Here is a 14,014-nt window from a genome sequence, read left to right on the forward strand (position 1 = left end):
TTTTTATAAAAAATAGGAGGTTGATGACCGTGCTAGATATAAAATATTTACGAAATAACTTTGAGGAAGTCACAAAAAGGCTAGAACATCGTGGTGAAGATTTATCTGATTTAGAACGATTTGGTGAAATAGATCAAAAGCGTCGTCAATTAATTGTAGAAACCGAAAATCTAAAAGCGAAACGAAATGACGTATCAAAGCAAATCCCAATTTTGAAGAAAGAAGGTAAAGATGTTCAACCGGTTATAACCGAGATGCGTGAGGTAGGGGATCGCATTAATGAATTAGACCAGGAATTACGTGTGATAGAGGCACAATTGAAACAGATTATGTTGTCAATTCCAAACATTCCTCATGAAAGTGTACCTGTCGGTGAAGATGAAGAAGATAATGTTGAAGTTCGTCGTTGGGGTGAAATCCCTGAATTTTCATTTGAGATAAAGCCCCATTGGGACTTAGGCACAGAACTAGGTATTTTAGATTTCGAGCGTGCATCAAAAGTTGCCGGAAGTCGTTTTGTTTTCTATAAAGGATTAGGTGCTAGATTGGAACGAGCACTTTGGAATTTTATGATGGATTATCATGCAGAACACCATGGTTACGAAGAAATGTTACCACCTTATTTAGTGAATCGTAATAGTATGACAGGTACAGGACAGCTTCCGAAATTTAGTGAAGATGCTTTTCATATAGAAGCATGGGACTATTATTTGATTCCAACAGCAGAAGTTCCTGTTACGAATTATCATAGTCAAGAAATTTTGAAAGAAGAAGATTTACCACAAAAATATGTCGCATATAGTGGTTGTTTCCGTTCTGAAGCTGGCTCTGCAGGACGAGATACGAGAGGGTTAATTCGTCAACATCAATTTAATAAAGTTGAACTCGTTCAGTTTGTAAAACCAGAAGATTCATATGATGCTTTAGAACAATTGACAGGTCACGCAGAGAAAATTTTACAATTGTTAAAGCTCCCATACCGTGTGATGAGCATGTGTACAGGTGACTTAGGTTTTACTGCGGCTAAAAAATATGATATTGAAGTATGGGTACCGAATCAGAATACTTATCGGGAAATCTCTTCTTGTTCTAACTTTGAAGACTTCCAAGCGAGACGTGCAGGTATCCGTTTCCGCCGCGGTGCAAAAGGAAAGCCAGAATTTGTTCATACATTAAATGGTTCTGGTCTTGCCATTGGACGTACTATCGTAGCTATTCTAGAGAATTATCAACAAGAAGATGGATCTGTTATCATACCAGAAGTATTACGACCATATATGGGTGGTGTAGAAGTTATTAGATAGTGCGCGACTGGACTATTCGAAGGAAGCTGGTCTTTCTTTCGAATAGTCTTTTCATTACTTTTTATATGTTCATTTAATGTAAATTTTTTTATGTTTTTATATTGACATCTCATAAAAATTCGTGTATATTTAATAATGTTGATTACGGAGGTATACCCAAGTCTGGCTGAAGGGGTCGGTCTTGAAAACCGAAAGGGGTGTCAAAGCCCGCGGGGGTTCGAATCCCTCTACCTCCTCCATTTAATTTATTAGCGCATAAAATTTTGGAGATATAAAAAAATCGCTACATGAGGTGTAGCGATTTTTTTATATCTTTCTCCATTTTCTTGCTTGATTAATGGAATGGCTGATTTTTTCAATGATTGGCTCAATCGATTGTTTATCATTAATGAGATCGTAATCATTAATATCAATTCGTAAAATAGGGCAAGAGTTAAAACTATTAATCCAATTATCATATCGATGATGCATTTCTTTCCAATATGAAGTTGGTGTATTTTTTTCCATATCACGGCCACGTAGTTTAATTCTTTTTAGTATATCTTCTAGTGAACCTTCTAAATAAATAAGTAAATCTGGATGTGGGAAATAAGGTGTCATAACCATGGCTTCAAATAAACTGCTATATGTTTCATAGTCTTCAGGTGACATCGTGCCTTTTTCATAATGCATTTTTGCAAAAATTCCTGTATCTTCATAAATAGAACGGTCTTGGACAAAGCCACCACCGTATTCAAACATTCTCTTCTGTTCTTTAAAACGCTCAGCTAAAAAATAAATTTGTAAATGAAAACTCCAACGTTCAAAATCTTTATAAAACCTTTCTAAATACGGATTATTATCCACCTTTTCAAATGATGTTTTAAAATTTAGAGCTTCTGCTAATGCTTTCGTCATTGTTGACTTACCGACCCCTACTGTTCCAGCAATAGTAATAATACTGTCGTTAGGAATTTGATATTTTTCCCGTAAATTCATCTTGGTGTCCTCCTGTATAAAAATTAAAGCGAATACGCCATTAACTTTTGGTCGACTTGCTTAATAATCGCTTCTAAATCTTTTTTACGATTGACGAAATCCACTTGATCGCCATTGATTTGAATGATAGGTATGTGTGGATTTTTTTGTTTGAATTGTTTCATGAATACGTCATAATCTTGCGAGAGTTGTGCAAGATATTCGGGTTGGATATTTTTCTCGATTTCTCGGCCACGACATTTAATTCGTTTCAACAGTGTGTCTAGACTTGCATGAAGGTAAATAATCATGTTCGGTAGAGGCAAATCATCTGTAATAATATCGTAAATTTGTTTATATTTATCCAACTTATCTCCTTTTAGTGTCCTTTGGGCAAAAATCATATTTTTCGCAATATGATAATCAGCAATTACTGGCTTTTGTTTTTGTAAATAATCGTTGTCAACGTCCTCTAATTGTTTAAAACGATTACACAAGAAGAACATTTCCGTCTGAAAACTCCACTCCTCAATATTTTCATAAAATTTCCCAAGAAATGGATTTTCATCGACAATTTCTTTTAATAGATGGAAACCGTAATGAGAACTTAGTCTTTCTGCTAAAGATGTTTTTCCTACCCCGATAGGTCCTTCTATTGCTATATAAGGGACGTCTCCCATTGCAATCTCTCCTTATTCAATTTACCTATAATTTATTATTCTAGCATAGAGTGCCGGCTTGTACCATGTATAATTGGTAGTATATCATCCTTATGTTTTAATATAGGATATTCACTGAATAGCGATTTTAGTGTATAATATGATTTGTTTGTCCCTGTAGCTCAGTGGATAGAGCAGTAGCCTCCTAAGCTATGTGCACAGGTTCGACTCCTGTCAGGGACGTATGATGTAGTAAAATTTTTTTACGACGGTGGTCAATATGACAGATGAACAATATATGTCTTTAGCGATAGAAGAAGCGAAGAAAGCAGAACAAATGAATGAAGTGCCAATCGGAGCAGTCATTGTTTATAAAGGAGAAGTGATTGGTAAAGGTTATAATGTCCGAGAAGCGACACAAAAAACATTGTCACATGCTGAACTTATTGCGATTCAAGAAGCAAATAAGAAAATTGGTAGTTGGCGACTAGAAGAATGTACATTATATGTCACATTAGAGCCTTGCCCGATGTGTGCTGGAGCTATTATTCAGTCGCGTATCAAACGCGTTGTCTATGGGGCAAGAGATATGAAAGCGGGATGTGCTGGGACGTTAATGAATCTTTTAGAGGAAGCGCGTTTTAATCATCAAGCAGAGGTAACACATGGTATATTAGAAGAAGAGTGTCGTCTGCTTTTAACAAATTTTTTCCAACAGTTACGCCAAACGAAAAAGAAACTCAAGTAAATTTATCCAATTTAATAAATCCCATTGCATTTTATATCAAAAAAAAGTATAATGGATATTACCGTGCTAAGTGGGGAGCTAGCGGCACCCTGTACTCGCAATCCGCTATAGCGAGGCTGAATTCCCAATCGAGGTGGCCAGATTTATGGTCTGCCTTAAGGAATTGGTGTTGACGTTTAGGTCCTGCGCAACAGAAACCCATGAACCCTGTCAGGTCCGGAAGGAAGCAGCAGTAAGTGGTCATTTCTGTGTGCCGTGGGGTTACCGAAACCGAGCCATGAACTTAAGTAACGCATAGGTCTGTTCCATCGACTGCGGGTGCACGGTATACATATAAAAAAACGAACCCCTTGTACCATATTGGTAGTAAGGGGTTAATTTTTTCGGTTGATATACAGGTCTGTTAACTTACGAGCTAATGTCAGAGAAACTAACCCAATTCCAGGAACAACACAAAACATAAGAATAAATAGAAAAACACCCGTAAAATGAAGAAAAGCATCATTGATTAGACCAACAATTTTATATTGAAAGGCAAAGAGAACCATAAAGCTAACTAAATAGATTGTTGTCGCAATTTTATCCACTTAGATCCCTCTTTTATAATAAATCTCCATAAAATTTACTTTAAGTATACATCTATATCTATTATATCAGAGGCATGCCCTGAAAATAGGAAAAAGAAAATCATTCGATAATAGTTCACAATCACCTGATGTTTAAGATATACTTAAGAGGAGACGATGGAAAGGAACATGTGAGATGAGTTATCAGGCATTATATCGAAAATGGCGTCCACGTAAATTTGCGGATGTTGTTGGTCAATCACATATAACAAAAACATTACAAAATGCCATTTTAAATAATCAATTTTCGCATGCTTATTTATTCTCAGGTCCACGAGGGACAGGGAAGACTAGTGCTGCCAAAATATTCGCTCAGGCGATTAATTGTGAGCGAGCACCAAGTGAAGAACCTTGTAATGAATGTCAGGCATGTCGCGGCATTTTAGATGGTTCTATTTCTGATGTCATAGAGATGGACGCAGCTTCAAACACAAGTGTTGAAGATGTGCGGGATATTCGCGAACATGTTAAATATGCATCAACTACTGTCCCATACAAAGTTTATATTATCGATGAAGTGCATATGATATCAACAAGTGCATTTAATGCACTATTAAAAACGTTAGAAGAACCACCTAAGCATGTCGTATTTATTTTAGCAACGACTGAACCACATAAAATTCCACTGACAATTATATCTAGGTGTCAGCGATTTGACTTTAAGCCGATTTCATCACGAGCCATTGTTCAGCGTATGCGCCATATTGTAAATGAGGAAGAGATATCTGCTTCGGATGAAGCGTTACATGCCATTGCTCTTGCTGCTGAAGGTGGGATGCGTGATGCATTAAGTATGCTTGATCAAGCTATTTCTTATAGTGATGGTGAAGTATCATTAGAAGATGTATTGGCTGTTACAGGTGGCGTTTCGCAAGATATTTTAACAAATATCGTAACAGCGATGTATAATGAAGATATTCAACCGAGTTTAGCACGCTTTGATGAGTTGATCCAAAACGGGAAGGATCCTGCTCGTTTTGTTTATGATATGATATATTTTTTACGTGATTTATTACTTTATAAGAGTACATCAACATTAGAGACATTATTAGAGCGTGCCACGGTTGATGAAGCGTTTAAGACACTTGCAGAGGATATATCTGTTGAGTGGATTCAAGATGCTATTATGCGTATGAATGAATGTCAACAGGAAATCAAATGGACGAATAATCCGAAAGTATTTATCGAGATTGCTCTCATTTCTATTACGAATCGAAATCAAAGTCAAGAGAAAGAGCAAGATATAAGCAATTCTTCAGTCATTCAGAAAATCAACCAACTAGAAAAAGAAGTTGCTTCATTAAAGCAAGCAACAACGGCACCACATACAGAAAAAGAAGTTGCCATACAACAGCCAAAAAGAAGACAATCAAGGCCGTCAAAGAACAGTTATAAGGTGCCATTTGAACGCATCCGTTTAACATTACAGGAAGCACAAAAAGATATGCTTCGTAAAGTTCAAGCGACATGGGCGACTTTTTTAGCTCAATTAAAGGCGACGAGTGCGCCAGCCCATGCGACAATTCAAGATTCCAAACCAGTCGCTGCATCATCAAAGGCAGTTGTTGTCGCATTTAAATATGAAATCCATTGTTCCTTATTTTTAGACAATCAGTCTTTGGCAGAATCTATATTAGCGAGTGTTTCACAAAAAAATATGACTATTATTCCAATTCCAGTTACGGAATGGAAATCATTACGACAAGAATACGTGAAAAATCAAGAACAAGCCGTAACGGGCAAAGAGACAGAAACGGAGCCATTAGTAGAAGAAGCAAAGAAGTTATTCGGTGAAGAAGTCGTTAAAGTTCATGATTAAGAATATAATTGGATAACTGATTTAAACTCACGTATAATGTGATTAGTTGAAAATAAGAGAAGAGTTGAATTAAAAAGGAGGCGTTTTCCATGAGAGGTATGGGAAATATGGGGAATATGATGAAACAGATGCAAAAAATGCAGAAGAAAATGATGAAAGCACAAGATGAATTACATGAAATGACATTTGAAGCATCTGTAGGTGGTGGTATGGTAACAATCACTGCGAATGGAAAAAAAGAAATTACAGATATAAACATTGCAGAAGAAGTCGTCGATCCGGACGATATTGAAATGCTACAAGATTTAATCATTGCTGCAACAAATGATGTTTTGAAACAAATAGATGAAAAAACAGCTGAAACAATGGGACAGTTCACAAAAGGATTGCCAGGTGGATTGTTCTAGGAGGCATAAATGATGTATTACCCAGAGCCAATATCTAAGTTGATCGACAGTTTTACAAAATTGCCAGGAATCGGACCAAAAACAGCCGTACGTCTGGCATTTTTTGTTTTAAATATGCAAGAAGATGATGTCATAGAATTTGCACAAGCATTGGTTAATGCTAAAAGAAAATTAACGCATTGTACGATTTGTGGTCATATTACCGACCAAGATCCTTGTGCGATTTGTCAAGATACATCACGAGATGAATCGGTTATTTGTGTCGTACAAGATTCAAAAGATGTCATTGCTATGGAAAAGATGAAAGAATATCACGGGAAATATCATGTCTTAAATGGTGCCATCTCTCCAATGGACGGCATTGGTCCAGAAGATATTAATGTCCCTTCTTTACTAAACCGTTTGAAAGACGAGCATGTGAAAGAGTTGATTTTAGCGACAAACCCGAATATTGAGGGAGAAGCTACTGCCATGTATATTTCTCGCTTAGTTAAACCATCGGGAATAAAAACAACCCGCATTGCTCATGGGTTACCAGTAGGTGGCGATTTAGAATATGCCGATGAAGTAACATTATCAAAAGCACTGGAAGGCAGACGAGAACTTTAGAATTTAGGTGAGACAGCATGAGACGAAAAAAAAGAAAACGTCAAGTTGATGAACAATTATTAGAGGCGATTTTTACCGTTGAGCAGGAATGGAAACGTGTTCAATCAATTGTTGAACAGAGTATCGAACCAACCGTTGAAGGACAAAATAGAGTAGCAATCGCCCAAGCGAAATATGTGTTTTTATTACGAGAAGCGAAACGTAGACAGCTTAACGCGCTGCGGTATGGTCAATCATAAAAAACGAGGAAAGGAAGCATTTCCTCGTTTTTTTATAATTATATTTCATATCTTCTTTTCTTTACTATGTATGAGTCTCAAAGAAAGGATTTTCCATGCTTTTAATTACAAGACAAAAACCTAAGTAGATTACTTGACTAACATTTATAATAGAAAATTAAATAACATAATTTTTGTTTCCTTTTCATATGGATAGGTAAGACGAGATTGAAAAGGAGCGATAGTCTTGTGAGTCCGATACTTGTGATTTCAATAATAGTTGGATTAATCATTTTATTACTGTTCGTTGGTGCCCCACTTCGCATCATGCATCTAATAGGACAAAGTATGGTGAAAGTAGCCATCGGGTTACTCTTATTATTCTTTATTAATTTATTCGGTGGCTGGATTGGACTACATGTGCCAATCAATCTATTTACTGTTATTGTTTCCGGTTTTCTTGGACTATTCGGCATTGTATCTTTAACAGCGATTCATCTCTTAATATTGTCCTAACACTATGAAAAAAGTTTCAAAGACCTTCGTATAATTTCCGTTAGTTTAGGAGATAATAAACTAACGGAGGTGACGAGATGGAAGAAAATCGGTTGTTAAAATGGGATAAATGTGGCATTTGTAACGAAGAAAAAACAGAAGGATACTATTTATATAAGATGTATATATGTATAGAATGTGAACAAAAACTCATTAGAACAGACCCAACAGATGAGAAATACCGTTATTATATAAGGAAATTAGAACAAATTAATCAATCAAAACTTTATTCATAGAAGGAGTCTTTGCTCGTATATAGCAAGGACTCTTTTTGTTTAAAAATATTTGCTAGGAATAGAAGTTAAGTGAAAAATAAGTGCCAGACATGCTACAATGAAGGTAAGCCACCGATGATGGCGTTTTAAAAAAGGCAGATAAAAAGATATGAATTAAATTCTAGTTACTGTGATTAAATATAGATAATAGTTTTTAGTGGAATGTGTATTGAAGGAGAAATGAATGTGGCAGGATTATTTATTACTTTTGAAGGTGGCGAAGGAGCGGGAAAGACGACTGTTCTTCAGTCCATTAGTGAACAACTTCTGAATAAAGGTTATGATATAGTAACAACTAGAGAACCTGGTGGCATACGGATTGCTGAGAGAATTCGTAACATTATTTTGACGCCAGAACATGAGGAAATGGATGGTCGTACAGAAGCGCTCTTATATGCCGCAGCTAGACGGCAACATCTTGTTGAAAAGATATTACCGGCACTCGATGAGAATAAAATTGTTCTTTGCGATCGCTTTATAGATTCTAGTTTAGCCTATCAAGGTTATGCACGTGGTTTAGGTATAGAAGATGTATGGCAAATGAATCAATTTGCCATACAAGATGCGATGCCAGATTTGACATTATTTTTTGATATTGAACCGGAAGCAGGATTAAAACGAATTGCAGCGAATAAAGATAGAGAAAGGAATCGCTTGGATTTAGAAGTGTTATCTTTTCATCAAAAGGTATATGAAGCATATCATTTACTAGTGAAGAAATTTCCAGAACGAATTAAAGTTATCCAAGCAAATCAACCTTTACAACGTGTTGAAGAAGAAACAATGTCTCAGATAATCGCATTTTTAAAAAATAAATCATTTTATTAGGAGGGATTGAATCATGAAGTTATTGATTGCGGTTGTTCAGGATAAAGATTCGAATCGATTGATACAAGCATTAGGAGATAGTCATTTTAAGACAACAAAGCTTGCTTCGACAGGTGGTTTTTTAAAAGAAGGCAATACGACATTGATGATCGGATGCGAAGATCATGAAGTAGATAAAGCATTAGATCTTATCCGTGATAATTGCTCACAACGTGAACAAATGGTTGCACCAATTTCACCGATGGGTGGCAATGCTGATTCATATATCCCAAAGCCTGTTAAAGTAGAAGTCGGTGGAGCAACCGTGTTCGTCTTACCAATTGAATCTTTCTTTCAATTTTAAAGATAGGAGATACAGTCGATGAAGATTACACAGGACTTACGGTCACAAGTTGATCCTACGAAGAATAAGTCGCGTTTGATGACTGAACAGAAACAGTCGACTTTTCATAAACTCGTTCAATCACAAGCACAACATTTAAAGGAAAAAGAACTATCAAAGTTGATGGAAGACATTCATCTTCAGGGCGATCGCTTAGTACGTCATCGTTCTTTTCGTGACTTGGCAATCTTTAAAAGACTTGTTCGCGAATTTTTAGAAGAAGCGGTGTCAGAAGGACTTGAATTGAAGAAAACACATCAATTTAGCGCTTTTGGAGAAAGTCGTCAGCTCACGATTGTCAAAGAAGTTGAGTCGAAATTACTTCTCTTGACAGAAGACGTATTACAAGAGGGTCAAAATGGGGTCGATTTGTTGGCGATGATTGGTGAAATTAAAGGATTACTCGTCAATTTATATATTTAGAAGGAAAGTGGATATGAATGGAAACATGGTCTAAAGCTTTAGAAAAACAACCACTTGTTAGTAAAATATTAATGAATAGTATTAAAAGAGATAGACTATCACATGCTTATTTGTTTCAGGGGAGCCGTGGAACGGGGAAAGAGAGCCTTGCGATTTTATTAGCAAAAACGTTGTTCTGTAAAGAGAAGACCGATGTTGAACCATGTCACCACTGTGTCATGTGTAAACGTATTGAATCTCGAAATCATCCTGATGTTCATTGGATTGAACCAGACGGACAATCGATTAAAATGGCACAAATTGAACATTTACAGAAAGAATTTGCTTATACAGGGTTAGAGTCTAATCGAAAAGTATATATGATAAAAGACGCCGATACTTTAACGGTTAATGCAGCTAATCGAATTTTAAAGTTTTTAGAAGAACCAAGCTTAGAAACAACAGCCATTATGCTAACGGAAAATAGCCAGATGATTATTCCGACCATTCGCTCGCGTTGCCAAGTGTTGGACTTTAAACCATTAGACCCGAAACAATTTCAAACCCATTTATTAAAAGAGGGCTTGCCTAAATCAGATGCTGTATTGATGGGGTCTTTAACGAATAGTGTTAAAGAAGCGATTGAGTTATATCAAGACGAGTCCTTTGTACAAGCGAGAAAATTAGTGATACAATTAATAGAAATGTTTTGTCGGGATTCTGATGATGCTTATTTATTTGTTCATCAACATTGGGTTCCGTTTTTTAAGGAAAGATCACAACAAGAACAAGCATTAGATTTACTATTGCTTGCTTTTAGAGATATTCTCTATGCACATATTGGAATCAATCAGGTCGTCTTTTTTGATCAGGATGATCAACAGTTAGAGAAATACATGCTGCATTTCTCTTACGGGCAAGTGATTTCTATGTTAGAAAATATATTGGAAGCAAAGCGAAAGTTAAAGCAATATGTACAGCCAACTTTCGTGATGGAACAGCTCGCATTGCAAATATAGAGGTGATCATGTTTTGTTAGAAGTAATAGGTGTTCGCTTTAAAAAGGCGGGAAAAATATACTATTTTGATCCGAACGGATTTGCTATGGAGCTTTATGATTATGTTATTGTAGAAACCGTTCGTGGTATTGAATATGGTCAAGTCGTACTGATTGATAAAAAGGTGGATGAAGAAGATGTCGTTTTACCATTAAAGAAAGTCATACGGATTGCCGATGAACAGGACCAATTAACTGTTGAGCGAAATGAACAATATGCCCAAGATGCATTAGAGATTTGTGAAGAAAAAATAGATAAACATGAATTGGAAATGAAGTTAATCGAAGTTGATTATACATTTGACCGAAATAAAATTATCTTTTATTTTACAGCAGATGGTCGTATTGACTTTCGAAATTTAGTAAAAGATTTAGCTGCTCAGTTTAAAACAAGAATTGAACTTCGACAAATTGGAGTTCGTGATGAAGCTAAAATGCTTGGGGGCATAGGACCTTGTGGACGTATGCTTTGTTGTTCAACTTTTCTAGGGGACTTTGAACCTGTATCAATAAAGATGGCTAAAGATCAGAATCTGTCTTTAAATCCGTCAAAAATATCTGGATTATGTGGCCGTCTCATGTGTTGTTTAAAATATGAAAATGACCAGTATGAAGAAGCAAAACGGGACTTACCAGATATCGGTGATTATGTTGAAACACCGTACGGAAAAGGTAAAGTGGTCGGTTTAAATATTTTAGAGAAATTAGTACAAATTGAAATCCTTGAGTTAGAACGTGTCGTTGATTATACGATAGACGAAATGATGGAGCAAGGAATCATCACAACGCAAGCTACAGAATAGTAGGGTGATAAAGCGTGAAAAAACGACAAATATTTGATCAAGTGATGGATATGAAAAAGCAAATCGGTGAATTTTATGAACAGTTAGGTGAACTGAAAAATAATTTGAGCACCTTATTAGAAGAAAATCATCGTTTGGAAATGGAAAACCATCACTTGCGGCAACGTCTTGATAAGCAAACAGAAGATGTAGAAAATAAATCAGAAACAGATGAAAAAGATTTGGCACCAGGAGAAGGATATGATAATTTAGCAAGAATATACGAAGAAGGCTTTCATATATGCAATTATGAATTTGGCTCTCCAAGAGATGAAGATTGTATTTTCTGTTTAGATTTATTAAGTAAGAAAAATGAGTGAAAAAGCTGTCTCCCCAATCATTTGGTAGGAGACAGCTTTTGTATGATACATCATAAATAAGATAGAGAGGTTTTAGGCTGATGGAATTATATGATGATGAGCGCCTTGATTATTTATTAGCTGATGAGAGTATGCAGATTATCCAAAGTCCAACTGCTTTTTCTTTTTCTTTAGATGCTGTTCTTTTAGCACATTTTGCACGGATCCCAATTAGGCGTGGTAAGATTCTTGATTTATGTACTGGAAATGCTGTTATTCCGTTATTATTATCAAAAAGAACTGATGCAACTATCACGGGAGTTGAAATACAGAAGCGCATATTTCAAATGGGAGAGCGTAGCATCAAATTAAATGGCTTATCAGACCAAATTAAGATGATTCACGGTGATTTAAAAGAAATGTTACCTATTTTAGGCCATAGTACATTTGATGTTGTGACATGTAATCCACCATATTTTCCTACCCCAGCTGTCACTGAACATAATGAAAATAAATACTTAACGATTGCGCGTCATGAAGTGTACTGTACACTTGAAGATGTTGTTAAGGCGTGTAAATTACATGTCCGCCCTGGGGGAAAAGTAGCAATGGTTCATCGACCGGGACGTTTAGTTGATATTATAACTTTATTTCGTAAATACCGTTTGGAACCGAAACGCATGCGCCTTGTTTATCCTAAGAAAGATAGAGAGGCAAATATTCTACTCATTGAAGGTGTCCGAGACGGAAAAGCAGATTTAAAAATATTACCACCACTATATATTTATGAAGCAGATGGGAGTTATACGAAGGAAGCTGAGGATATTATTTATGGAACATGAGCATATCGTCTATATATTAAAATGTAACGATGATTCGTTATACACAGGTTATACGAATAATTTGAAACGACGTATTCATCTTCATGAGACTGGTAAAGGTGCTAAATATACACGAGGACGTGGACCATTTCAATTGATGCATGTAGAAACATTTGCCACAAAAGAAGAAGCGATGCGTCGGGAATATGCTATCAAACAGTTATCTCGAACTGAAAAAATCAAACTCATTAAAGAATCAGAGGAAGGCGTGTAAATATGAATATCCAAAAAAGTTTCGCACAAACAGAAACTGGCACGTTATACGTTGTTCCGACACCTATAGGAAATCTAGAGGATATGACTTTTCGTGCGATTAATACGTTAACAGATGTCTCATTAATAGCAGCTGAAGATACGAGACATACAAAAAATTTACTCCGTCATTTTAATATTAATACTCCTCTTATTAGTTATCATGAACATAATAAGAAAGCACGTGAACATATGTTATTGCAACGTCTTAAAGAAGGGGATGATATCGCTATCGTTAGCGATGCAGGAATGCCAGCTATATCAGATCCAGGGCATGACATCATTCAAGCCGCTATAGAAGAACAAATTTCCGTCGTTGTTCTTCCAGGAGCAAATGCAGCACTTTGTGCTTTAGTTGGTTCAGGGCTTTCAACAAATCAATTTATATTTTATGGATTTCTTCCAAGAAAGAAGAAGGAAAAACAAGCCGAATTGGAACGTCTTCAACGTATTGCGATGACGTTGATTTTTTATGAATCTCCTTTTCGGGTTAAAGAAACGGTTAAAACTATACAAGATGTATTCGGCGAATCGCACCGCATTGTTTTAGCACGTGAATTAACGAAACGATTCGAAGAATATACACGTGGGACGGTCCGAGAAGTTCTAGAATGGATAGAGACACAACAATTAAAAGGTGAGTATTGTATTATAGTAGAAAAAAGTTTTTTACAAAATGATCAAACATCTTTATGGTGGAGTGAGTTAACAATTGAACAGCATGTGAATCATTATATAAATGACGGACTATCGACAAAAGATGCGATTAAACACGTTGCTCATGATAGACAATTACCGAAGCGAACGGTTTATCAGACGTTTCATAATTGATAATAAAGGAGGCTGAGACAAAACCTCTGAAAGATGAAAAAATGATTCTTGTTTACTTATTCC

20 protein-coding genes, 2 tRNA genes and 1 other RNA gene are annotated in these 14,014 nt (G+C 36.0%); 20 read left to right on the forward strand and 3 right to left on the reverse strand.

Annotated elements, in window-relative coordinates; genetic code table 11:
• The first annotated feature begins 29 nt into the window (after nucleotides 1-29).
• Both serS and HNQ35_RS08600 read left to right on the forward strand, forming a co-directional pair.
• Nucleotides 30-1,304, forward strand: coding sequence for a serine--tRNA ligase (serS, locus tag HNQ35_RS08595; protein WP_146937247.1), 1,275 nt, complete (start codon nucleotides 30-32; stop codon nucleotides 1,302-1,304).
• A gap of 146 nt (nucleotides 1,305-1,450) precedes the next feature.
• Nucleotides 1,451-1,543 (forward strand) — tRNA-Ser (locus HNQ35_RS08600).
• A 67-nt stretch (nucleotides 1,544-1,610) separates the two neighbouring features.
• On the opposite strand, the gene HNQ35_RS08605 is transcribed toward HNQ35_RS08600, so the two are convergent.
• The gene (locus HNQ35_RS08605; protein ID WP_146937249.1) at nucleotides 1,611-2,282 is read right to left on the reverse strand and encodes a deoxynucleoside kinase; all 672 of its coding nucleotides are present in this window, start codon (nucleotides 2,280-2,282) and stop codon (nucleotides 1,611-1,613) included.
• Nucleotides 2,283-2,305: 23 nt separating this feature from the next.
• A complete protein-coding gene (locus HNQ35_RS08610; RefSeq protein WP_146937251.1) occupies nucleotides 2,306-2,941 on the reverse strand; it encodes a deoxynucleoside kinase in 636 nt (211 codons plus the stop codon).
• Nucleotides 2,942-3,091: 150 nt separating this feature from the next.
• Between HNQ35_RS08610 and HNQ35_RS08615 the strand changes: the two genes are divergently transcribed.
• From HNQ35_RS08615 to ffs, 3 genes are all read left to right on the forward strand, one after another.
• Nucleotides 3,092-3,163, forward strand: a tRNA-Arg gene (locus HNQ35_RS08615).
• Nucleotides 3,164-3,200: 37 nt separating this feature from the next.
• Nucleotides 3,201-3,668, forward strand: a complete 468-nt coding sequence (tadA, locus tag HNQ35_RS08620) for a tRNA adenosine(34) deaminase TadA (RefSeq protein WP_146937253.1) — start codon at nucleotides 3,201-3,203, stop codon at nucleotides 3,666-3,668.
• 61 nt (nucleotides 3,669-3,729) lie between these two features.
• Nucleotides 3,730-3,994: signal recognition particle sRNA large type (gene ffs / locus HNQ35_RS08625), an RNA gene on the forward strand.
• 48 nt (nucleotides 3,995-4,042) lie between these two features.
• On the opposite strand, the gene HNQ35_RS08630 is transcribed toward ffs, so the two are convergent.
• Entirely contained in the window at nucleotides 4,043-4,255 is a 213-nt protein-coding gene (locus HNQ35_RS08630) for a hypothetical protein (RefSeq protein WP_146937255.1), read from the reverse strand.
• Between the two features lie 175 nt (nucleotides 4,256-4,430).
• Here HNQ35_RS08630 and dnaX point away from each other — a divergent pair, with 175 nt between their 5' ends.
• The 15 genes from dnaX (at nucleotide 4,431) to rsmI (ending at nucleotide 13,951) form a co-directional block, all read left to right on the forward strand.
• Entirely contained in the window at nucleotides 4,431-6,113 is a 1,683-nt protein-coding gene (gene dnaX / locus HNQ35_RS08635) for a DNA polymerase III subunit gamma/tau (protein WP_146937257.1), read from the forward strand.
• An 89-nt stretch (nucleotides 6,114-6,202) separates the two neighbouring features.
• Nucleotides 6,203-6,520, forward strand: coding sequence for a YbaB/EbfC family nucleoid-associated protein (locus HNQ35_RS08640; protein WP_146937259.1), 318 nt, complete (start codon nucleotides 6,203-6,205; stop codon nucleotides 6,518-6,520).
• 12 nt (nucleotides 6,521-6,532) lie between these two features.
• On the forward strand, nucleotides 6,533-7,129 hold the full coding sequence (gene recR / locus HNQ35_RS08645) for a recombination mediator RecR (RefSeq protein WP_146937261.1): 597 nt from the start codon (nucleotides 6,533-6,535) through the stop codon (nucleotides 7,127-7,129).
• Between the two features lie 17 nt (nucleotides 7,130-7,146).
• Nucleotides 7,147-7,368, forward strand: a complete 222-nt coding sequence (locus HNQ35_RS08650; protein ID WP_146937263.1) for a YaaL family protein — start codon at nucleotides 7,147-7,149, stop codon at nucleotides 7,366-7,368.
• A gap of 228 nt (nucleotides 7,369-7,596) precedes the next feature.
• Nucleotides 7,597-7,863: a pro-sigmaK processing inhibitor BofA family protein gene (locus tag HNQ35_RS08655; protein ID WP_146937265.1), complete on the forward strand. Its 267-nt coding sequence runs from the start codon at nucleotides 7,597-7,599 to the stop codon at nucleotides 7,861-7,863.
• Between the two features lie 77 nt (nucleotides 7,864-7,940).
• Nucleotides 7,941-8,138 carry a sigma factor G inhibitor Gin gene (locus HNQ35_RS08660; protein ID WP_146937267.1) on the forward strand — a complete coding sequence of 66 codons (198 nt, stop codon included), beginning with the start codon at nucleotides 7,941-7,943 and terminating at the stop codon, nucleotides 8,136-8,138.
• A gap of 225 nt (nucleotides 8,139-8,363) precedes the next feature.
• Complete coding sequence (gene tmk, locus HNQ35_RS08665) at nucleotides 8,364-9,005, forward strand: dTMP kinase (protein WP_146937269.1); 642 nt, start codon at nucleotides 8,364-8,366, stop codon at nucleotides 9,003-9,005.
• A 13-nt stretch (nucleotides 9,006-9,018) separates the two neighbouring features.
• The gene (gene darA / locus HNQ35_RS08670) at nucleotides 9,019-9,348 is read left to right on the forward strand and encodes a cyclic di-AMP receptor DarA (RefSeq protein ID WP_146937271.1); all 330 of its coding nucleotides are present in this window, start codon (nucleotides 9,019-9,021) and stop codon (nucleotides 9,346-9,348) included.
• Between the two features lie 18 nt (nucleotides 9,349-9,366).
• Nucleotides 9,367-9,810, forward strand: coding sequence for a YaaR family protein (locus HNQ35_RS08675; protein ID WP_146937273.1), 444 nt, complete (start codon nucleotides 9,367-9,369; stop codon nucleotides 9,808-9,810).
• Nucleotides 9,811-9,827: 17 nt separating this feature from the next.
• Nucleotides 9,828-10,808, forward strand: coding sequence for a DNA polymerase III subunit delta' (gene holB / locus HNQ35_RS08680; RefSeq protein WP_146937275.1), 981 nt, complete (start codon nucleotides 9,828-9,830; stop codon nucleotides 10,806-10,808).
• A 13-nt stretch (nucleotides 10,809-10,821) separates the two neighbouring features.
• Complete coding sequence (locus HNQ35_RS08685) at nucleotides 10,822-11,649, forward strand: PSP1 domain-containing protein (protein WP_146937278.1); 828 nt, start codon at nucleotides 10,822-10,824, stop codon at nucleotides 11,647-11,649.
• 14 nt (nucleotides 11,650-11,663) lie between these two features.
• The gene (gene yabA / locus HNQ35_RS08690) at nucleotides 11,664-12,008 is read left to right on the forward strand and encodes a DNA replication initiation control protein YabA (RefSeq protein WP_146937280.1); all 345 of its coding nucleotides are present in this window, start codon (nucleotides 11,664-11,666) and stop codon (nucleotides 12,006-12,008) included.
• A gap of 77 nt (nucleotides 12,009-12,085) precedes the next feature.
• On the forward strand, nucleotides 12,086-12,829 hold the full coding sequence (locus HNQ35_RS08695) for a tRNA1(Val) (adenine(37)-N6)-methyltransferase (protein ID WP_146937282.1): 744 nt from the start codon (nucleotides 12,086-12,088) through the stop codon (nucleotides 12,827-12,829).
• Nucleotides 12,819-13,082 (forward strand): GIY-YIG nuclease family protein, encoded by a 264-nt coding sequence (locus HNQ35_RS08700; RefSeq protein WP_146937284.1) that lies wholly within the window; start codon nucleotides 12,819-12,821, stop codon nucleotides 13,080-13,082. Before HNQ35_RS08695 ends, HNQ35_RS08700 begins: the two co-directional genes overlap by 11 nt.
• A gap of 2 nt (nucleotides 13,083-13,084) precedes the next feature.
• Complete coding sequence (gene rsmI, locus HNQ35_RS08705) at nucleotides 13,085-13,951, forward strand: 16S rRNA (cytidine(1402)-2'-O)-methyltransferase (protein WP_146937286.1); 867 nt, start codon at nucleotides 13,085-13,087, stop codon at nucleotides 13,949-13,951.
• Nucleotides 13,952-14,014: the final 63 nt, after the last annotated feature.

The sequence above is a fragment of the Cerasibacillus quisquiliarum genome, assembly GCF_014202495.1.
GTDB lineage: Bacteria > Bacillota > Bacilli > Bacillales > Amphibacillaceae > Cerasibacillus > Cerasibacillus quisquiliarum.

Coding starts and splice junctions, on each gene's coding strand:
- HNQ35_RS08650 (WP_146937263.1), top strand. CDS start 7,147: ATGAGACGAAAAAAAAGAAAACGTCAAGTTGATGAACAATTATTAGAG.
- HNQ35_RS08640 (WP_146937259.1), top strand. CDS start 6,203: ATGAGAGGTATGGGAAATATGGGGAATATGATGAAACAGATGCAAAAA.
- dnaX (WP_146937257.1), top strand. CDS start 4,431: ATGAGTTATCAGGCATTATATCGAAAATGGCGTCCACGTAAATTTGCG.
- darA (WP_146937271.1), top strand. CDS start 9,019: ATGAAGTTATTGATTGCGGTTGTTCAGGATAAAGATTCGAATCGATTG.
- HNQ35_RS08605 (WP_146937249.1), bottom strand. CDS start 2,282: ATGAATTTACGGGAAAAATATCAAATTCCTAACGACAGTATTATTACT.
- tadA (WP_146937253.1), top strand. CDS start 3,201: ATGACAGATGAACAATATATGTCTTTAGCGATAGAAGAAGCGAAGAAA.
- HNQ35_RS08675 (WP_146937273.1), top strand. CDS start 9,367: ATGAAGATTACACAGGACTTACGGTCACAAGTTGATCCTACGAAGAAT.
- rsmI (WP_146937286.1), top strand. CDS start 13,085: ATGAATATCCAAAAAAGTTTCGCACAAACAGAAACTGGCACGTTATAC.
- HNQ35_RS08700 (WP_146937284.1), top strand. CDS start 12,819: ATGGAACATGAGCATATCGTCTATATATTAAAATGTAACGATGATTCG.
- HNQ35_RS08660 (WP_146937267.1), top strand. CDS start 7,941: ATGGAAGAAAATCGGTTGTTAAAATGGGATAAATGTGGCATTTGTAAC.
- HNQ35_RS08610 (WP_146937251.1), bottom strand. CDS start 2,941: ATGGGAGACGTCCCTTATATAGCAATAGAAGGACCTATCGGGGTAGGA.
- recR (WP_146937261.1), top strand. CDS start 6,533: ATGTATTACCCAGAGCCAATATCTAAGTTGATCGACAGTTTTACAAAA.
- holB (WP_146937275.1), top strand. CDS start 9,828: ATGGAAACATGGTCTAAAGCTTTAGAAAAACAACCACTTGTTAGTAAA.